The organism is Methylocystis sp., assembly GCF_021731785.1.
Classification (GTDB): domain Bacteria; phylum Pseudomonadota; class Alphaproteobacteria; order Rhizobiales; family Beijerinckiaceae; genus Methylocystis.
This window is the reverse complement of record NZ_JAKFWS010000016.1, coordinates 92,815-108,055: the sequence shown is the minus strand read 5'-3', so window position 1 is coordinate 108,055 and position 15,241 is coordinate 92,815. Positions and strand designations below refer to the sequence as shown.

At 60.4% G+C, this 15,241-nt stretch carries 12 protein-coding genes and 1 pseudogene; 2 read left to right on the top strand and 11 right to left on the bottom strand.

Features of this window, described 5'->3' with window-relative positions; translation table 11 throughout:
* From QZ964_RS03745 to QZ964_RS03735, 3 genes and pseudogenes are all read right to left on the bottom strand, one after another.
* The gene (locus tag QZ964_RS03745) at positions 1 to 312 is read right to left on the bottom strand and encodes a cytochrome c (protein ID WP_292528923.1); all 312 of its coding nucleotides are present in this window, start codon (positions 310 to 312) and stop codon (positions 1 to 3) included.
* 4 nt (positions 313 to 316) lie between these two features.
* The gene (locus QZ964_RS03740) at positions 317 to 1,522 is read right to left on the bottom strand and encodes a molybdopterin-dependent oxidoreductase (RefSeq protein ID WP_292528922.1); all 1,206 of its coding nucleotides are present in this window, start codon (positions 1,520 to 1,522) and stop codon (positions 317 to 319) included.
* 235 nt (positions 1,523 to 1,757) lie between these two features.
* Positions 1,758 to 2,132, bottom strand: a pseudogene (locus tag QZ964_RS03735) (DUF2778 domain-containing protein); the annotation flags it as partial.
* Positions 2,133 to 2,883: 751 nt separating this feature from the next.
* Here QZ964_RS03735 and QZ964_RS21470 point away from each other — a divergent pair.
* Positions 2,884 to 3,243, top strand: a complete 360-nt coding sequence (locus tag QZ964_RS21470) for a TfuA-like protein (protein WP_367119214.1) — start codon at positions 2,884 to 2,886, stop codon at positions 3,241 to 3,243.
* Positions 3,244 to 3,284: 41 nt separating this feature from the next.
* Here QZ964_RS21470 and QZ964_RS03730 read toward each other — a convergent pair whose 3' ends face one another.
* A complete protein-coding gene (locus QZ964_RS03730) occupies positions 3,285 to 4,871 on the bottom strand; it encodes an alpha-amylase family glycosyl hydrolase (RefSeq protein ID WP_292528921.1) in 1,587 nt (528 codons plus the stop codon).
* A gap of 18 nt (positions 4,872 to 4,889) precedes the next feature.
* Entirely contained in the window at positions 4,890 to 7,019 is a 2,130-nt protein-coding gene (locus tag QZ964_RS03725) for a glycoside hydrolase family 3 N-terminal domain-containing protein (RefSeq protein ID WP_292528919.1), read from the bottom strand.
* 175 nt (positions 7,020 to 7,194) lie between these two features.
* Between QZ964_RS03725 and QZ964_RS03720 the strand changes: the two genes are divergently transcribed.
* Positions 7,195 to 8,982: an ABC transporter ATP-binding protein/permease gene (locus QZ964_RS03720; RefSeq protein WP_292528917.1), complete on the top strand. Its 1,788-nt coding sequence runs from the start codon at positions 7,195 to 7,197 to the stop codon at positions 8,980 to 8,982.
* Here the strand turns inward: QZ964_RS03720 and QZ964_RS03715 are convergent.
* The 6 genes from QZ964_RS03715 to acsA are packed head-to-tail and all read right to left on the bottom strand — an operon-like array spanning position 8,968 to position 15,047.
* A complete protein-coding gene (locus QZ964_RS03715; RefSeq protein WP_292528915.1) occupies positions 8,968 to 9,816 on the bottom strand; it encodes an ROK family protein in 849 nt (282 codons plus the stop codon). The genes QZ964_RS03720 and QZ964_RS03715 overlap by 15 nt on opposite strands.
* Positions 9,817 to 9,843: 27 nt before the next feature.
* A complete protein-coding gene (locus QZ964_RS03710) occupies positions 9,844 to 10,110 on the bottom strand; it encodes an acyl carrier protein (RefSeq protein ID WP_292528913.1) in 267 nt (88 codons plus the stop codon).
* Positions 10,107 to 11,285, bottom strand: a complete 1,179-nt coding sequence (locus tag QZ964_RS03705; protein WP_292528911.1) for a dihydrolipoamide acetyltransferase family protein — start codon at positions 11,283 to 11,285, stop codon at positions 10,107 to 10,109. The genes QZ964_RS03710 and QZ964_RS03705 overlap by 4 nt, the downstream gene beginning before the upstream one ends.
* Positions 11,282 to 12,289 carry an alpha-ketoacid dehydrogenase subunit beta gene (locus QZ964_RS03700; RefSeq protein WP_292528909.1) on the bottom strand — a complete coding sequence of 336 codons (1,008 nt, stop codon included), beginning with the start codon at positions 12,287 to 12,289 and terminating at the stop codon, positions 11,282 to 11,284. The genes QZ964_RS03705 and QZ964_RS03700 overlap by 4 nt, the downstream gene beginning before the upstream one ends.
* The gene (gene pdhA / locus QZ964_RS03695) at positions 12,286 to 13,272 is read right to left on the bottom strand and encodes a pyruvate dehydrogenase (acetyl-transferring) E1 component subunit alpha (protein WP_292528905.1); all 987 of its coding nucleotides are present in this window, start codon (positions 13,270 to 13,272) and stop codon (positions 12,286 to 12,288) included. The genes QZ964_RS03700 and pdhA overlap by 4 nt, the downstream gene beginning before the upstream one ends.
* Positions 13,269 to 15,047, bottom strand: coding sequence for an acetate--CoA ligase (gene acsA / locus QZ964_RS03690; protein WP_292528902.1), 1,779 nt, complete (start codon positions 15,045 to 15,047; stop codon positions 13,269 to 13,271). Before acsA ends, pdhA begins: the two co-directional genes overlap by 4 nt.
* Positions 15,048 to 15,241: the final 194 nt, after the last annotated feature.

The following is a 15,241-nucleotide window of genomic DNA, read 5'->3' as shown; positions in this document are numbered from 1 at the left end:
TCAATACGTCGCAGCGAGATAATCGACGATCGCGGCAGCGCCGGCCTCGTCGATCTCGGCGCGATAGGACTCGATCATTTTTTTCACGACGCGATCCCAGAACGCCCGTCCCATCCTGGCCGGCTGGCGCTCGATGTAGTCGACGGAATGGCAGGCGACGCAATTCTTCTGCACGGTTTCCTGGCCTAATCCGGCGCGCAGCCTCGCGGTCTCTTCCGGCAGGGAATAGGTGAGCGTCTCCGCGGCGCAGAGCGTGGGCGCGAGAAGCGCCGTCGTCGCGATCAGCATCAATCCTTTATGGAGGCGCTGCATGTTGCTACACTGCCTCTATCTGAACCGTCTCAACAACGTTGCGCATATAGCCGGCGTGGTTCCATAAGGGCGCCAAGGGCTGCGACTGGCCGACGCGATTGACGGCGCGGCATTTCAAATGATGCACGCCGGGTCTTAGGGACAGTTCGCTCCGCCATTCTCGAAAGGAATATCGACCCAGGTCTTCGCCGAGCCGAGTCGCGATCCAGCTCGCGCCGTCATCGGCGGAGAGAAGAACGGCCTCGACGCCATGACCGCCGTCGAAAGCGATTCCCTTGACCTCGAAGGCGACATGGGCCGCGACCTTCGCGTTTTCGGCCGGACTCGTAATGAAGCTGCGCACATTGAGCCGCTTGATCGGCCGCGTCGCGCCTTTCGGCGCTCCTGGCGTCACGCAGGCGCAGTCATTATCCGGGATGCGATACGCGCTCGACATCCAGAAGCCGTCAAAATCCTTGTCGAGCACTTCGATCTCGTTGAGATGCTTCACCCAATAGGTTCCATAGCAGCCGGGAACCACGAGCCGCAGCGGAAAGCCATTCAGCCATGGAAGATCTTCGCCATTCATGCCGTATGCGACCATCACTTCGCCGTCGCCCGCGTGCGCGACGTCCAGCGACTTGACGAAGTCCGGGGTTCCCGGCGCGACCGGACCGTCTAGTCCGTTAAACGCCACCGACCGGGCGCCAGGCTTCGGCCCGGCCTTTTCCAGGAGCGTTTTGAGCGCGACGCCCCGCCATCGGGCGTTGCCCATCGCGCCATGGCCAAATTGTCCGCCGGCGACGCGCGGCTCGAAGAAGCCGCGGCTATTGCCCGAACATTGGTTGACGGCGACGATCTCCGCCGGCTCGAAGTTGCGCTTCAGCTCTACAAGCGAGAACGAGAGCGACGTCTCGACATGGCCCCGCAGTTCGAGGTGAAAAGCTTCTGGGTCGATGGCTAGCGGAATGTTCGCCAAGTGATATCGAACGAAAAACGCGTCGTTCGGCGTCAACACGCCTTCGTTGAAAACCGAACAGGGGGTTTCGAGCTGGGGAGGCCTGATGGTCTGCTCAATTAGCGCGCGCTTCCCTGGATAGCGCACTAGAGTCCTCTCGCCATTGGCGAAGCCCAGCTGCGCGATTTCCGCCGACAAAGCGCGGCGCGCGGCCGGCAAAGAGAGCGCGGAGACGCCAGCGCCCCGCAGAAATGATCGCCTGCTTGTCGCCATTATTTACACCAATGCCGCCGTCCTTCCCTGACCTGACCGCTATTCTGGTCCGGCGGATTTGAGAGTAGTGCAGTGTCGCCCTCTGATCGAGAGTGGGACGGAGGCTGCACAAGATTTCCTGGTTTACGCACTCGTCGCGCAGCTTCCCATTGAAACCCCAGCAATAGCTGGCGCGCGTTCAGGTCAAATGTCGTAGTATTCGAAAAGTCTGTTTGAATGCCTGCATGCGCAACCTTCAATCTATATGCGCCATGACCACCAAACGTTTCACTTCGCCACTTTCAAACGCCTGCAAAAATGCGTCGTAGCGCTTAAAGACTACACAACCATTGGAATCGCCCTTCGGCCCAAGCATATACGTGTGCGCGAGGAGACCTGTCCGTCCATAGATATAGCCATTGCCCCCGATTGGCTTCAGACGCAATGCGCGAACGCCGTGAAACGGCTTCTCCCTCACGGCAAGCTCATATACGTGCGGCGGAGTGGCGCCCTCCATGCGTTTATGGACGTTACGCGGGTCATCCAAATTGGCGCCTCGGCCCGAGTGCGCCTCTAATGCCGCGCCATTGGGTAGATAGACCATATGCGCCGAGATATCATAGACAGCCGTCCATCGATCCAATCCAGACAGGCCGTTGGATGCAAATCGATTGTCAACAATGCTGGCCTCCGGCGACGCATAAGTCAGCGCGGGTTCCGAAAGCGACGGCCCAGAGTTATTCGGGGCGACGGCGAGTTCCGAGGAAAATGCGCGTTGATCCGATTGCACGGCTTCCACAGGCGGTTTTGCCAGAAAACGCCATGGGAATTGCGATGGACTGTAGAGTCGGGTCGTTGCCGCTACCGAACCGACGAACAAGCTGAAAAAGAACAGGACTTCAAATCGCCTAGCGAGCGGAGCCTCAGAATACCGCCATATCCAAATGATAAATGCTAAAGGCAAGCCAGCAATAGCTATTGTGTAACTATAGGGCCATTCCATTGGGCGTCCTATCGAACTAGGCGCGTTTGCGCGTCGAGGTCGTCGTAATTAATACATCAAGTTTATTGAGTTGGCTGTTGCAGGAAGGTCACACGGCCCGGCCATTAGGCAATGACGCGTTCAATCACCGACGCCGTTCTGGAAGCGCCTCGCGACGTTTTCGCTCGATCGTCGGACAGCCGCCTTGTTCAGCTTCACGGGGATCACCGCCACGCCGTCGGCGCGGCCGTTGTCACGAGTTTCTTTCGTTGCAATGCGGTAGTTTTCGGCATCTTCTCCTCCTTTACTTCGACAGCTGACGCTGTCGCCAGCACGACCCCGCCAAGGCCATTTAACCCGCGAGGTGAGGAGAGAAGCGCCCGAAATCGTGCCCGCCTGTATGTCCGAGCAACGCTCTCTTACGCAAGGAAGTCCAGAGAAAGGTCAGCGGCTGCAAGCTGCGCCGAAACAACCTTTCAGTCCCCAAGATGAAAAGGCGTCGCTGCCGCTCGTTCGGCAGCCCTCGCTAGGTATGCGTGAAATGGGGTGGATCTTCGAAGCCTACAAATGTGGGCGTGTGATTGGTGACGATGAGGTTGCACTCATCTACTCTCCCATCGACACGCCGGCCGGCGAGCGGCATGGACAATGGTCGAACCCGTCCATTTCGTCGAGGGCCGAAGTGGGCTGGTCGATGATAATGATGTCAGGGCGCTTCAACAGCACGCGCGAAGCATCCCGATCCTCATTGACAATCTGATCGCCGGCGGGGCTGTCGCATGGACCGCGGGTCAACGCGGTTCATGGTGAGGTGAGGAGGACGCCCTCATCGCGGCGAAGGCATAGTACCGTTCCGACGGCTTCACCGCGGCGGTCGCCATGGGTCGAGATCGTTATTTTGGCGCCAGCGGTCGTGGGAAGCGCGCAACTTCTGGGTTCGCTACAGAAATTGAGCGCCACGAATGCGCGTTCTTCGCCAGAAACACGCTCGTAGGCGAGAATGTCATCGCTAGAGCACAAGAGACGCCATTCGCCCTTGTTGAGCGGGGCACGTTCGCGCCTGTAATGGAGCAGCTTTCGCGTCAAGGCGAGGATCGATGAATTTTCGTCGCGCATTGTCGCGACGTTGCGTGTCTCGCGGTCTGGCGTCAGCGGCAGCCAAGGTTCGCGCGTCGAAAATCCCGCGAATTGCCCGGCGTCCCATTGCATGGGTGTTCTAGACGGATCACGGCCGACGCCGAGATCCGGCTCGCGCTTCGCCCAAGGGTCCCGCACGCGATCCGCCGGAATATCGACATGGCCGATCCCGATTTCATCGCCGTAATAGAGCGTCGGCGTGCCGCGAAGCGTCAGGAGCAGCATCGTGGCGATCCGCGCCTGCGCCGAGCCGACGCGCGCCGCAATGCGCGGCCTGTCGTGATTGCTGAGCACCCAGTTCGGCCAGGCGCCTTGCGGCAGCGCCGCTTCATATTTCTCGATCAATCGGCCGATCTCGGCGGCGTTCCAGCGCGCGTCTAGAAGCTGGAAATTGAACGGGAGATGGACGCCTTGCAGCTCTTTGCCGTAATAGGCGACTAGCCTCTCGATCGGCAGATAGATTTCGCCGATCAGCAGGCGATCGTCAAATTCATCGACCACCCGTCGCATCTCGGCGATGACGTCATGTACTTCGGATTGGTCCGAGGAATAGGTCTGGGCGAGACGAATGATGTCGGGCCCTTCTCCGGTCCAACTCGGATTGGCGGGATTGTCGCGGAAGGCGGCGTCCTTGACGATATGCGAGATCACATCGACGCGAAATCCGTCGACGCCGCGCCGCAGCCAAAAACGCAGCACGTCATGCATTGCCGCGCGGACTTGCGGATGGCGCCAGTTGAGATCGGGTTGCTCTGGCAAGAATGAGTGCAGATAATATTGTTGCGTTTGCTCATCCCAGCTCCAGGCGCCGCCGCCGAAATGGCTGAACCAATTGTTCGGGGGCCCGCCGTTTGGCGCGGGATCGCGCCAAAGATACCAGTCGCGCTTGGGATCGCTACGCGCGCCCTTGCTCGCTAGAAACCAGGGATGCACATTGGACGTATGGTTTGGAACGAAATCGACAATGATCTTCAGTCCCTTGACATGCGTCTCCGTGACAAGCGCATCGAAACCTGCAAGCGAGCCAAAGAGCGGATCGACCTCGCAATAGTCGGCGACGTCATAGCCGAAGTCATGCATCGGCGAAGGATAGAAGGGCGAGAGCCAGATCGCGTCGACGCCGAGCCAGACAAGATAGTCGAGCCGGTGCCGCACGCCCTCGAGATCGCCGACGCCGTCGCCGTCCGAGTCCTGAAAGGAGCGCGGATAGATTTGATAGACCGTTCCTGTTCGCCACCAGGCGTGCGGCATGTGCGCCTCCAACGCGCGTTAAGTCGAAATCATGCGCAAGCTTCCGGTCAACAAATTTTTCCGGTCCGCGCTGAGTCCGACCAGAATGTCGAAAGCGCCGGGCTCGAACATGAACTCCATATCCTCGCCTGGAAAGGAGAAACTTTCTGCGGTCAGCGTGAAAGCAACTGTCTTGCTTTTACCGGGCTCCAAGGCGACCCTGGCCCAGGCTTTCAACTCCATCAGCGGGCGCGCGACACGCGCCGCGACGTCATGAAGGAAGAGAAAGATCGTCTCTTCCGTCGCAACCTCGCTCTCATTACGCGCATCGACGCGCACCTCGACCTCATCGCCGCGCTGGAATTCAAGCCGATTGACGCGAAGATTCGCCAAGGTCACGCGCCCATAGGAAAGGCCGTGGCCGAAAGGAAATTGCGGCTCGACAGGAAGATCGAGATATTTGCTGCTGTAGAAATTGTTTGCGTCGGGCGGGCGGCCGGTCGATCGCGACGCATAAAAAATCGGAACCTGCCCGACATCGCGCGGCCAAGTGACGGCAAGCCGCGCGCAAGGGTTAAAACGGCCCGTGAGCACATCGGCGATGGCTTGGCCCGCCATATCGCCAAGGAACCATGTGGCGAGCACAGCCTGCGCTTCCTCGATAAGCCAGGGCGCGGTCAATGGGCGCCCGCTAGAAAGGAGCGCGATCGTCGGCGCGCCGACCGCGATGATCTTTTCCGCAAGCTGGCGTTGCTTTCCAGGCAAGCCAGGCGTCGCGCGACAGGCCGCTTCGCCGCTCATGCCGGCGGATTCTCCCAGGCAGAGCACGACGACATCGGCGCTTTTCGCCAGGACGCAAGCGAGTTCAATACCCCTCTCGTCGTCGCACTCTATCGAGACGCCCGCGCAGTGAATAAGGTCGCAATCCGGCAAGGCGGCCTTGAGCCCTTCGAGGATCGTGACACAATTTTCAGCCGCCCCGGCCGCCGACCATGGACCAAGCATCTGCACGCGCGCATCCGCCAAGGGTCCAATGACGGCGATCCGGCACACATCCGCGGCAAGCGGCAAAATGCCGTGATTGGACAGCAACGTGATCGCGCGCCGGGCGGCGTCCAGCGCCAGCTGCCGATGCGCCTCCTGCGCGCCTTCAGCAGGCGTCGCGAACCGATAGGGATCGTCGAATAGTCCAAGCCGCTCTTTTAGTCGCAAGACGCGCGCGACGGCTGCGTCAATGTCGGCTTCGGCCACCAGGCCGCGCGCCAGCGCCTCCGGCAGGCAGCGCAGGTAGGCGCCGCTCACCATATCCATATCGACGCCCGCAGTGAGCGCAAGGGCCGCCGCTTCGACAAGATTGCCGGCGACGCCATGCTCGACGAGCTCCGCGACCGCCGTGTAATCGCTCATGATGACGCCGTCGAAATCGAGTTTGCGCCGCAAATATCCGTTCAACAGCTTGTCGTGCGACGTCATAGGAACGCCGTTGACATTGTTGAAGGCGGACATGATCGCCGCGCATCCCGCTTCGACGGCGGCGCGAAACGGCGGCAGATAGACTTCGTGCAGCATGCGCTCCGAGACATCGACAGCCGCATAGTCGCGGCCTGCCGTAGCGGCGCCGCCTGCGCAGAAATGCTTGGCGGTCGCCGCGAGCGCGCCTCGACCACCAAGGCTCTCGCCCTGAAAGCCGAAAACCTTCGCCTGCGCGAATTTCGATCCGACAAACGGATCTTCGCCCGGTCCTTCCGCAATCCGGCCCCAACGCGGATCGCGGGAGACGTCGAGCATTGGCGCGAAGGTTAGATGTATGCCCTCGCACGCCGCCTCGAGCGCCGAAGCGCGCGCCGTGCGCTCCCATAAGAGCGGATCGAAAGCGCCGGCTTCCGCAAGCGGTATCGGAAAGATCGTGCGATATCCATGCAGAATGTCGAGGCCGAAGATCAGCGGCACGCCCAATCGAGTCTCCTCGACCGCGAACCGCTGCGTCCACGCAACGGCATCGCGCCCCCAAAGATTGAAGACGCCGCCAACCCGGCCAGCGCGAATGTCTTGCGTCGTTTCGCTCGGAACGATTGGGCCAGTGACGGCCTGCCCGGCCGTGACGAGGTTGAGCTGGCCGAGCTTCTCGTCAAGCGTCATGGTGCGCAGGAGAGAATCCATCCGGCTCATGGCGTCGCCCACATAATTATCGTCGTTTCTATCGGCGCCCGTATCGGCGCGGACATGGGCCTCGCCTTAGCGGAACGATCTGTTCTAAACTGCTTGTATAACAGATCGTCCGGCCGCTGACGGAGTGAAACGGTCGGAGACAGCGCCGTAAAATGCTTGGGTGAGACACCTCGAGATGACGGATCGAGACGACATGCAGCAGGAGGAAAAGGCTCGGCGAACGACCGCGGCCGGAGATCTATGGCCGCATCTCAAAATGATCCTCGACGCCCTGCGCGCGTCTCGCCAAAGATTCGCGCTCTATTGGCTGGGCGGCGCTATCATCGTGATCGTCAGCGCGACGGCCTATGGCCAGATTCGGCTAAACGCTTGGAATAAGCCTTTTTACGACGCGCTGTCGCGAAAGGAGCTCTCCGCCGTTACCGAGCAGCTTTTGGTTTTTGCCTATATCGCCGGCGCATTGCTAGTTCTCAACGTCGCTCAGACGTGGCTGGCGCAGATGGCCAAGCTGAAATTGCGCGAAGGGCTGACGCGGGACCTGTTCTTTCAGTGGCTGAAATCGCATCGCTGCTTCCGCATCGCGAGTCTGGGCGAAATCGGCGTCAACCCGGACCAACGCATTCATGCGGACGCGCAGCGGCTCGCCGAGGTCTCGACGGATTTGGGAATCGGCCTTCTGCAGGCGACTTTGCTGCTCATAAGTTTCGTCGGTGTGCTGTGGGAACTGTCGGAAGGCGTCACATTCGAGGCGTTGGACAGAAAGATCGTCATTCCGGGCTATATGGTTTGGTGTGCACTCCTTTATGCAAGCGTCGCGTCTTTCGCCAGCTGGCGTGTCGGGCGCCCGCTGGTCGAGCTCGGCGCCCAACGCTATGCGCGCGAATCCGAAATGCGTTTCGCGCTGATGCATGTCAACGAATATGGCGAGGCGATCGCCGTATCTCGCGGCCAGAAGCTGGAAGAAGATCGTCTGCACCAGGAGTTCGATCGTCTTCTCGACGTGCTGCGCCGAATTGTCACCGCAACCACCAATCTGACATGGGTCACGGCTGGATATGGGTGGTTCACCATCGTCGCGCCCATCATCGTCGCCGCCCCCGCTTATTTTGCGGGAAATCTCACCTTCGGCGGCTTGCTCATGGCGGTGGGGGCTTTCACGCAAGTGCAGCAGTCGCTGCGCTGGTTCGTCGACAATGCTGGAACGATTGCCGATTGGCGCGCGACGCTGCATCGCGTCGGCGGCTTTCGGCAAGCCTTGCTCGACATCGACAAGGACGGCTTGGACGCTCGTCGCATCTCATTCGAAGAGACGTTCGACGATCGGCTTGTCCTCGACGAATTATGCATTCTTTCGCCTGCCGGGCTTACGAGCTTAAGCGAAGGGCATGTCGAGATTGCGCCCGACCAACATGTTCTCATCGTCGGCGAGCCGAGGTCCGGCAAGACCCGGCTGTTTCAGGCGATGGCGGGATTGTGGACATCCGGGAGCGGACGCATTCGTCTGCCGTCGGCGGAACATGTTCTCTTTGTCCCGAAGCGCGCCTACATACCCGATCTTTCATTGCGCGCGATTCTATCCTACCCGTCGCCGTCGAACGGCTACCCCGAGGAAGCCTATGTCGCGGCGCTGATGCGCTTCGATCTTCAACATTTGGCGCCATGGCTCGATCGGGTAGCGCGATGGGAAAAGGAATTGACGGATACGGAGCAGCAACAACTCGCCTTTGCGCGCGTTCTGCTGCACAAGCCGCGCTTCGTCATCGTGGACGAGGCGATAGAATCGCTCTCACCCCATGCGCGCCAAACGCTTTTCGACGTCTTTGGACAGGAACTGACGGGAACGGCCCTGATCTATGTCAGCGGACCAAGAAGTCAGGACAAGTTCTTTGGCCGCGTCATTTATTTGACCTTGGATACGCGCAACCGCCTGCCGGAAATTACGGCGGCGTCAGGCGCTCCCTAAGCCAGCCGGAGCTGATTTCCCGTCACGTTCTCCGCGTAATCGCGCAAGACCGCCCCATAATCCGCCGAAGTCGCCGAGCGTCGCATGTGCGATTTCGGGCAGCGCCGGATTCTTGCGCGGCAGCGCCTGCAGGTGCGTCCATATGCGATCGATCGGAATGCCTACTTCGTTCATCATCGAGCCGCCGATGACGATGCGGTCTGGCGACCAATGCGCGATCGCATTGTGCAGAGCGCGCGCGGTTATCCTGGCGAGTTCATCCCATATAGGATGATCCTTGCCGAGATCGCGCGGAGGAATGTTGAAGCGCACAGCGATAGCGCGGCCCGAGACAAGCTCCTCAAAAGTGCGCGTCGAATCGTCGACAAATTGCTCGCCGATTTCGAAACCGTAAGTCGCACGATCGATTTGAGCGTCGACGATGCGCGCGCCGTTCACGCCCGTCGAGATCGTGACATAGGCGAGGATCGCCGAGCCTTTACCCGCGCCTTCCGTCGCTTCGCCAAGGCCGACAAGCGCCGTGTCATTTTCCAGCACGACGCGCGCGCCGAGAGCGCCTTCGATGTCGTCGGCAATCGCGGCGCCATTCCACTTCAGAAGATTGGGCGCATGAACCAAAACGCGCTTATCGCGTGACAGCACCCCTGGAACGCCGATCGCCACGTCTTCGATCGACGCGCCCGCCGACACCTTTACAGCTGCAGCGTACAGAGCGTCGAGCGCTTCTCGGTAGTTCTGCCGCGTATCGAAGATGACGGGTTGTAGGAACGCACCAAGATCATGAGCGCCTGCGAGTCGCGTCCTAGTTCCGCCGATATCGATGACGACATGCATCTTGCTAAACATCCCTGACGATGTGCGCTACCCATCGTTCCGTTTTTGTTGCATGAGCGCATCATGCAGGTAGGCGATCGCATGCTCCAGCGTGAAGAGCCGATTGTAGTGGGCCTCGGGAATATTGACCCCCAGTCGATCATGAATGGCGACGACGAGATTGGCAAAATCCATCGAATCAAGATCAAATATTTCACGTAAATCATCTTGATCGCGAGCCAACGCGAGATCGGCCTCGGGCGCGATGTCGCCAATCAGCTCCAGAACGATCGCTCTAATTTCGGCGTCCGTCATAATTTATCCGGCTCCTGTAAGAGACGCCCGACTGCGGCGAGATACAAGCCGCCGATATGGCCGTCAGTGACCCTATGATCCGCCGCGAGGCTGACGGTGACGAGCGGATGACTCTCGATGCGCCCATCGACAACCCATGGACGCACGACCACACGGCCAAATCCGACAATCGCGACCTGCGGAGGATAGATAATGCCGGTCACCGACTCCGCTCCTCGATCGCCGACGCTCGTGACGGTAATAGTGGGAGAAGTGAGTTCGGAGCTACGCAAATTCCCGCGTCGCGCGCGCTCCACCAGGTCGCGCATGGCCGCCATCAGTTCGGCCAGCGATTTTCTGTCGGTGTCGCGTATAGCCGGCGCGATAAGCCCACCGCCTCGCAATGAGATCGCCCAGCCGACGTGAATGCTCGAAGCAGGAATAAAGGCGCCGTTTTCATAAGCGCCGTTGAGCTGCGGTTGCTCGCGCAAGGCCAAGGCCGCAGCCCTGAGAAAGAGCACGGCGGGCAGAATGCGTTCGACTGGGGGTTTCTCGGCGTTGTATCGCTCGATCCAGGTCGAGGCGGTGTTTAGGTCAACCGTTTCGGTGAGGTAATAGTGCGGTATTTCCCGCTTCGAACGACTCATTGCGGCAGCGATCGCTTGGCGCATTTGAGAAAGGTCGAGGCCTTTTTTTTTGGCCGGGCGCTGCACGAGCTTTGCTCCGCTCGCGTAGGTTTCGATATCGGCGAGCCGGATCGATCCCTCAACGCCGGTTCCTTTCACGATCATTGTTGGGTCGAAGCTCAATGCCGCCGCACGACGCCGCGCCGCGGGCGTAATTTTTAGTCGCGAACTCGGCGCCGCGATGACCGGCGTCGGCGGCGCCTGCGCCAATATTTGCGGCCCCGGCTTCAGCACAGCGACGGCGGGTTCAATGAGAGGCGGCGGGGCGGCGCCGGGCGCGCCGTCAATCTGCGCGAGAACCGTCCCTACCGGAACGCGCTCGCCCTCGGGAATGAGAATGTTCGAGACGACGCCCTCCAGAAAGACTTCTACCTCTATCGCGCCCTTTTGCGTCTCGACCACCGCGATGACGTCCCCGGATTTGACGCGATCGCCGGGTTTCACAAGCCATTCGACGAGCGTGCCGGCCTCCATGTCGGCGCCGAGCGCGGGCATTTTGAAGTCGCTCATGAAGGACGGACAAGTTCGCGCGCCACAGCAACGATCGTGGCCGCCTGCGGCAGACAAGCGTCTTCGAGATGCGCCGCATAGGGTATCGGCGCCTCGCGCGAACAGACGCGCCGCAAGGGCGCGTCAAGTTCAAAGAAGCCTTCCTCGGCGATGCGCATGCCCACTTCGGCGGAGATCGAACCGCTGCGCCAGCCTTCATCAATGATGACGCAGCGGCGGGTCTTTGCGACCGAGTCGAGGATCGACTTCGTGTCGAGCGGCCTGAGCACGCGCAAATCGATGACTTCCGCCTCGATCCCCTCGGACGCCAATGCGTCGGCCGCCTGCAGAGTCTTGAACAGACTGCCGCCATAGGTGATGAGGCTTACGTCTCGTCCGGCGCGACGCACTTTCGCGTGCGCGATATCGACCTCCTTCATGTCCGATGGAAGATCGCCCTCCATATTGTAGAGCATGACATGCTCGAAAATAATCACCGGATTGGGGTCGGCGAGCGCGCCCTTCAACATGAAGCGCGCGTCCTCGACCGTGGCGGGCGTCAGGACGCGCAGTCCGGGGATATGCGCATACCAGCCCTCGAGACTGCGCGAATGCTGCGCGGCGACGCGTCGCCCGCCACCGGTGGTCATGCGAATGACTAGGGGGATCGCGAATTGCCCGCCCGACATATGGGGAATGGTGACGGCGTTGTTGACGATCTGATCCAGCGCCAGCAGACTAAAATTCACCGTCATGATTTCGACGATCGGCCGCATCCCCACCATGGCGGAGCCGACGCCCGCGCCGACGAAGGCGCTCTCTGAAAGCGGCGTGTCGCGAATGCGTTCCTCGCCGAATTCCTCTAGAAGCCCCTTCGTCACCGCGTAGCAGCCGCCATAGCGGCCGATGTCTTCCCCCATCAGGAAGACGCGCGGATCGGAGAGCAGCGCATCGCGAAGCGCCTGCTTACAGGCTTCACGATAGGTCAGCCGCGTGGCGGCGGCAGTCGCTTGCGGCGCATTCACGATGGAACCTCCTCCATCGTGACGAAACGTTCGAGTTCTGAAACTGGCTCAAGGGGGCCAGCCTCGGCGAAAGCAACCGCCGCCGCGATTTCTTTGTCGACTTCCTCTTCAATCGTCGCAAGCTCTTCGGGCTTGATCAAGCGATTGGCTTCCAGCCAGGTCTGGAAGCGGACGATCGGCCCCTTTTTGCGCCAAACTTCAACTTCATCCTTCGAGCGGTAGAGTTGCGCGTCGAACATTGAATGCGCTCGAAATCGATAGGTTCGGCATTCGAGAAAATAGGGCTCGTTTTCGCTGCGTATTCTGTCAATGGCGTTTCTCGCCGCGCTTTCGACGGCGACAACGTCCATGCCGTCCACCTTCTCGCCAGCGACTCTGTAGCCCGATGCTTTGTGCACGAAGTCGATGTCGGCCTCCGCGCGTTCAACCGCCATGCCCATGGAGTAAAGATTATTCTCGCAGACGAACAGGATCGGAAGCCGCCAGAGGCTGGCCAAGTTGAGCGTCTCGTGGAACTCGCCCTCGTCGACCGCTCCTTCGCCGAAGAAACAGGCCGTGATAGCGGATCGTCCCTGCATCTTGTCGGCGAGCGCAACGCCGAGCGCCAGCGGCATCCCTCCGCCGACGATGGCGTTGCCGCCATAGAAACGACGCGCCCGATCGAAAAAATGCATCGAGCCGCCGCGTCCACGGCAACATCCGTTGAGTTTACCCATCATTTCGGCCATCAGGCACTTCGGATCGACGCCGCGAGCGAGCGCCTGGCCGTGTTCGCGATAGGTCGCGATGACGGCGTCGTCTTGCGTCAGCGCCTCCATCACGCCGACAGAGACCGCCTCCTCGCCGTCATAGAGGTGAAGAAAGCCGAGAATCTTTTGCGCCTGATAGAGCTCGACGCATTTGGCCTCGAAACGCCTGATGCGGATCATCGCCTTCAAGAGATGCTGCATGTGTGCGTGATCGAGATGCACTCTCTTGATCATCGCTCATCGCTCTCCAGCGTCGATAGATCGCCTTCCGGCAGCCCGAGCTCGCGCGCCTTGAGTAAGCGCCGCATGATCTTGCCGCTGCGGGTTTTCGGCAGATTGGCGCAAAACTGGATTTCTTTGGGCGCCACGGCAGCGCCGAGCCTTTTGCGGGCGTGTCCAAGCAGTTCCTTGCGCATAGCTTCGCTCGCTTCTAATCCGAGCTTCAAGGCGACGAACGCCTTGACGATCTCGCCGGCGATTGGATCCGGCTTGCCGATGACCGCCGCCTCGGCGACGGCGGGATGCTCCATGAGCGCGCTTTCGACTTCGAAGGGGCCGATGAGATGGCCCGACGACTTGATCACGTCGTCGGCGCGTCCAACGAACCAGAAATAGCCGTCACCGTCGCAACGCGCGAGATCGCCAGTCAGATACCATTCGCCAGCGAAGCATTTACGATAGCGCGCTTCCTCGTGAAGGTAGCCGCGCATCATCGATGGCCAGCCGCTTTTGAGCGCGAGCTCGCCTTCTTGGCCAACGTCGGCCGTTTCAACTCCGCCGTCTGGCTTTCGCCTGACGATTGCCGCTTCGATGCCCGGCAAGGGCCGGCCCATCGAGCCGGGCTTGATGTCCATCGACGCGAAATTAGCGATCATGATGCCGCCCGTTTCGGTCTGCCACCAATTATCATGGAACGGCAGGCCAAAGGCCTCTGCGCCCCACACCACCGCCTCGGCGTTCAGCGGCTCTCCAACGCTGGCGGCGAAACGCAAGGCGGAAAGATCGTAATCCTTCAAGGTGTCAGCGCCGAGCTTCATCATCATGCGGATGGCGGTGGGAGCGGTGTACCACACGGTGACCCGTTCCTGCGCGAGCAGGCCGTACCATGTGGGCGCATCGAATTCCGCCTCGACGACAATATTGGTCACGCCATGCGTGAGCGGCGCGATGACCCCATAGCTCGTTCCAGTCACCCAGCCCGGGTCCGCTGTGCACCAGAAGCGATCGTCGTCATGAAGATCGAGCGCATAGAGTCCTGTCGCGAAATGCGTTACTACGGCCTCGTGCACATGTATGACGCCCTTGGGGCGGCCGGTCGTGCCGCTGGTGAAATGCAGCAGCGCCGTCTCCTGCGGATCTGTGGGCGCGATCTCAAAGGCGTCTGAGGCTGTTTGCGTGAGCTTGCGCCAGGAATGGACGCCTTCGCCGGGCTCCTCGGCGTCGACGAGAATGACATGCTCAAGCCTGGGCAATCGCCCTCGCAGCGCTTCGACCTTACGCCGATAAAGCGTTTCGGTCGTAACCAAGACGCGCGCGTCGCCGATTTCCATGCGGGTCGCGATCGGCTCTGGCCCGAAGGCGGAGAAGAGCGGCGTGACGACGCATTTCATCTTCAACGCACCCAGAATGGCGACATAAAGCTCCGGAACGCGGCCGAGTAGAACGAAGACGGCGTCGCCCGGCTTAACGCCCATGGATTGTAAGGTGTTTGCGAAACGATTGGTCTCGAAGGCCAGTTCGCGATAGCAATAGTCGCGACGTTCTCCGGTCTTCCCAATCCAACGCAGCGCCACCCGATCCGCGCGAAGCCCGTACGCATGTCGATCCACTGCTTCGTAAGCGATATTCAGGCCTTTGCTGTGCGGTAAGCCGCTCAAACCCGCTCGCGCCGCCTCCCAGTTGAACGTGGCGCAGACGGCGCGATAGTCCGCAAGGTTTGGCGGAACCGCAAATGAGGCCGGATCCTTCTGGATCGTCGCATATCGAGCAGCGTTTTCAGGGGCGCGCATCTAATGCTTCCCGTAGCCACCACGCTTCTTCTTCCATCGTCCAATATGCGGTGTCGATCAGAGGCGTTCTCGCGTCGGACTTGGCCAATTGAGCTTATGCAACAGCTCCTTAATGGGCAAGAACCCGATGACGACCTCAAGGCGACGCCGCCATGCGCCATAGCGCCGCGGCTATCGCCCAATCAATTTCTTGA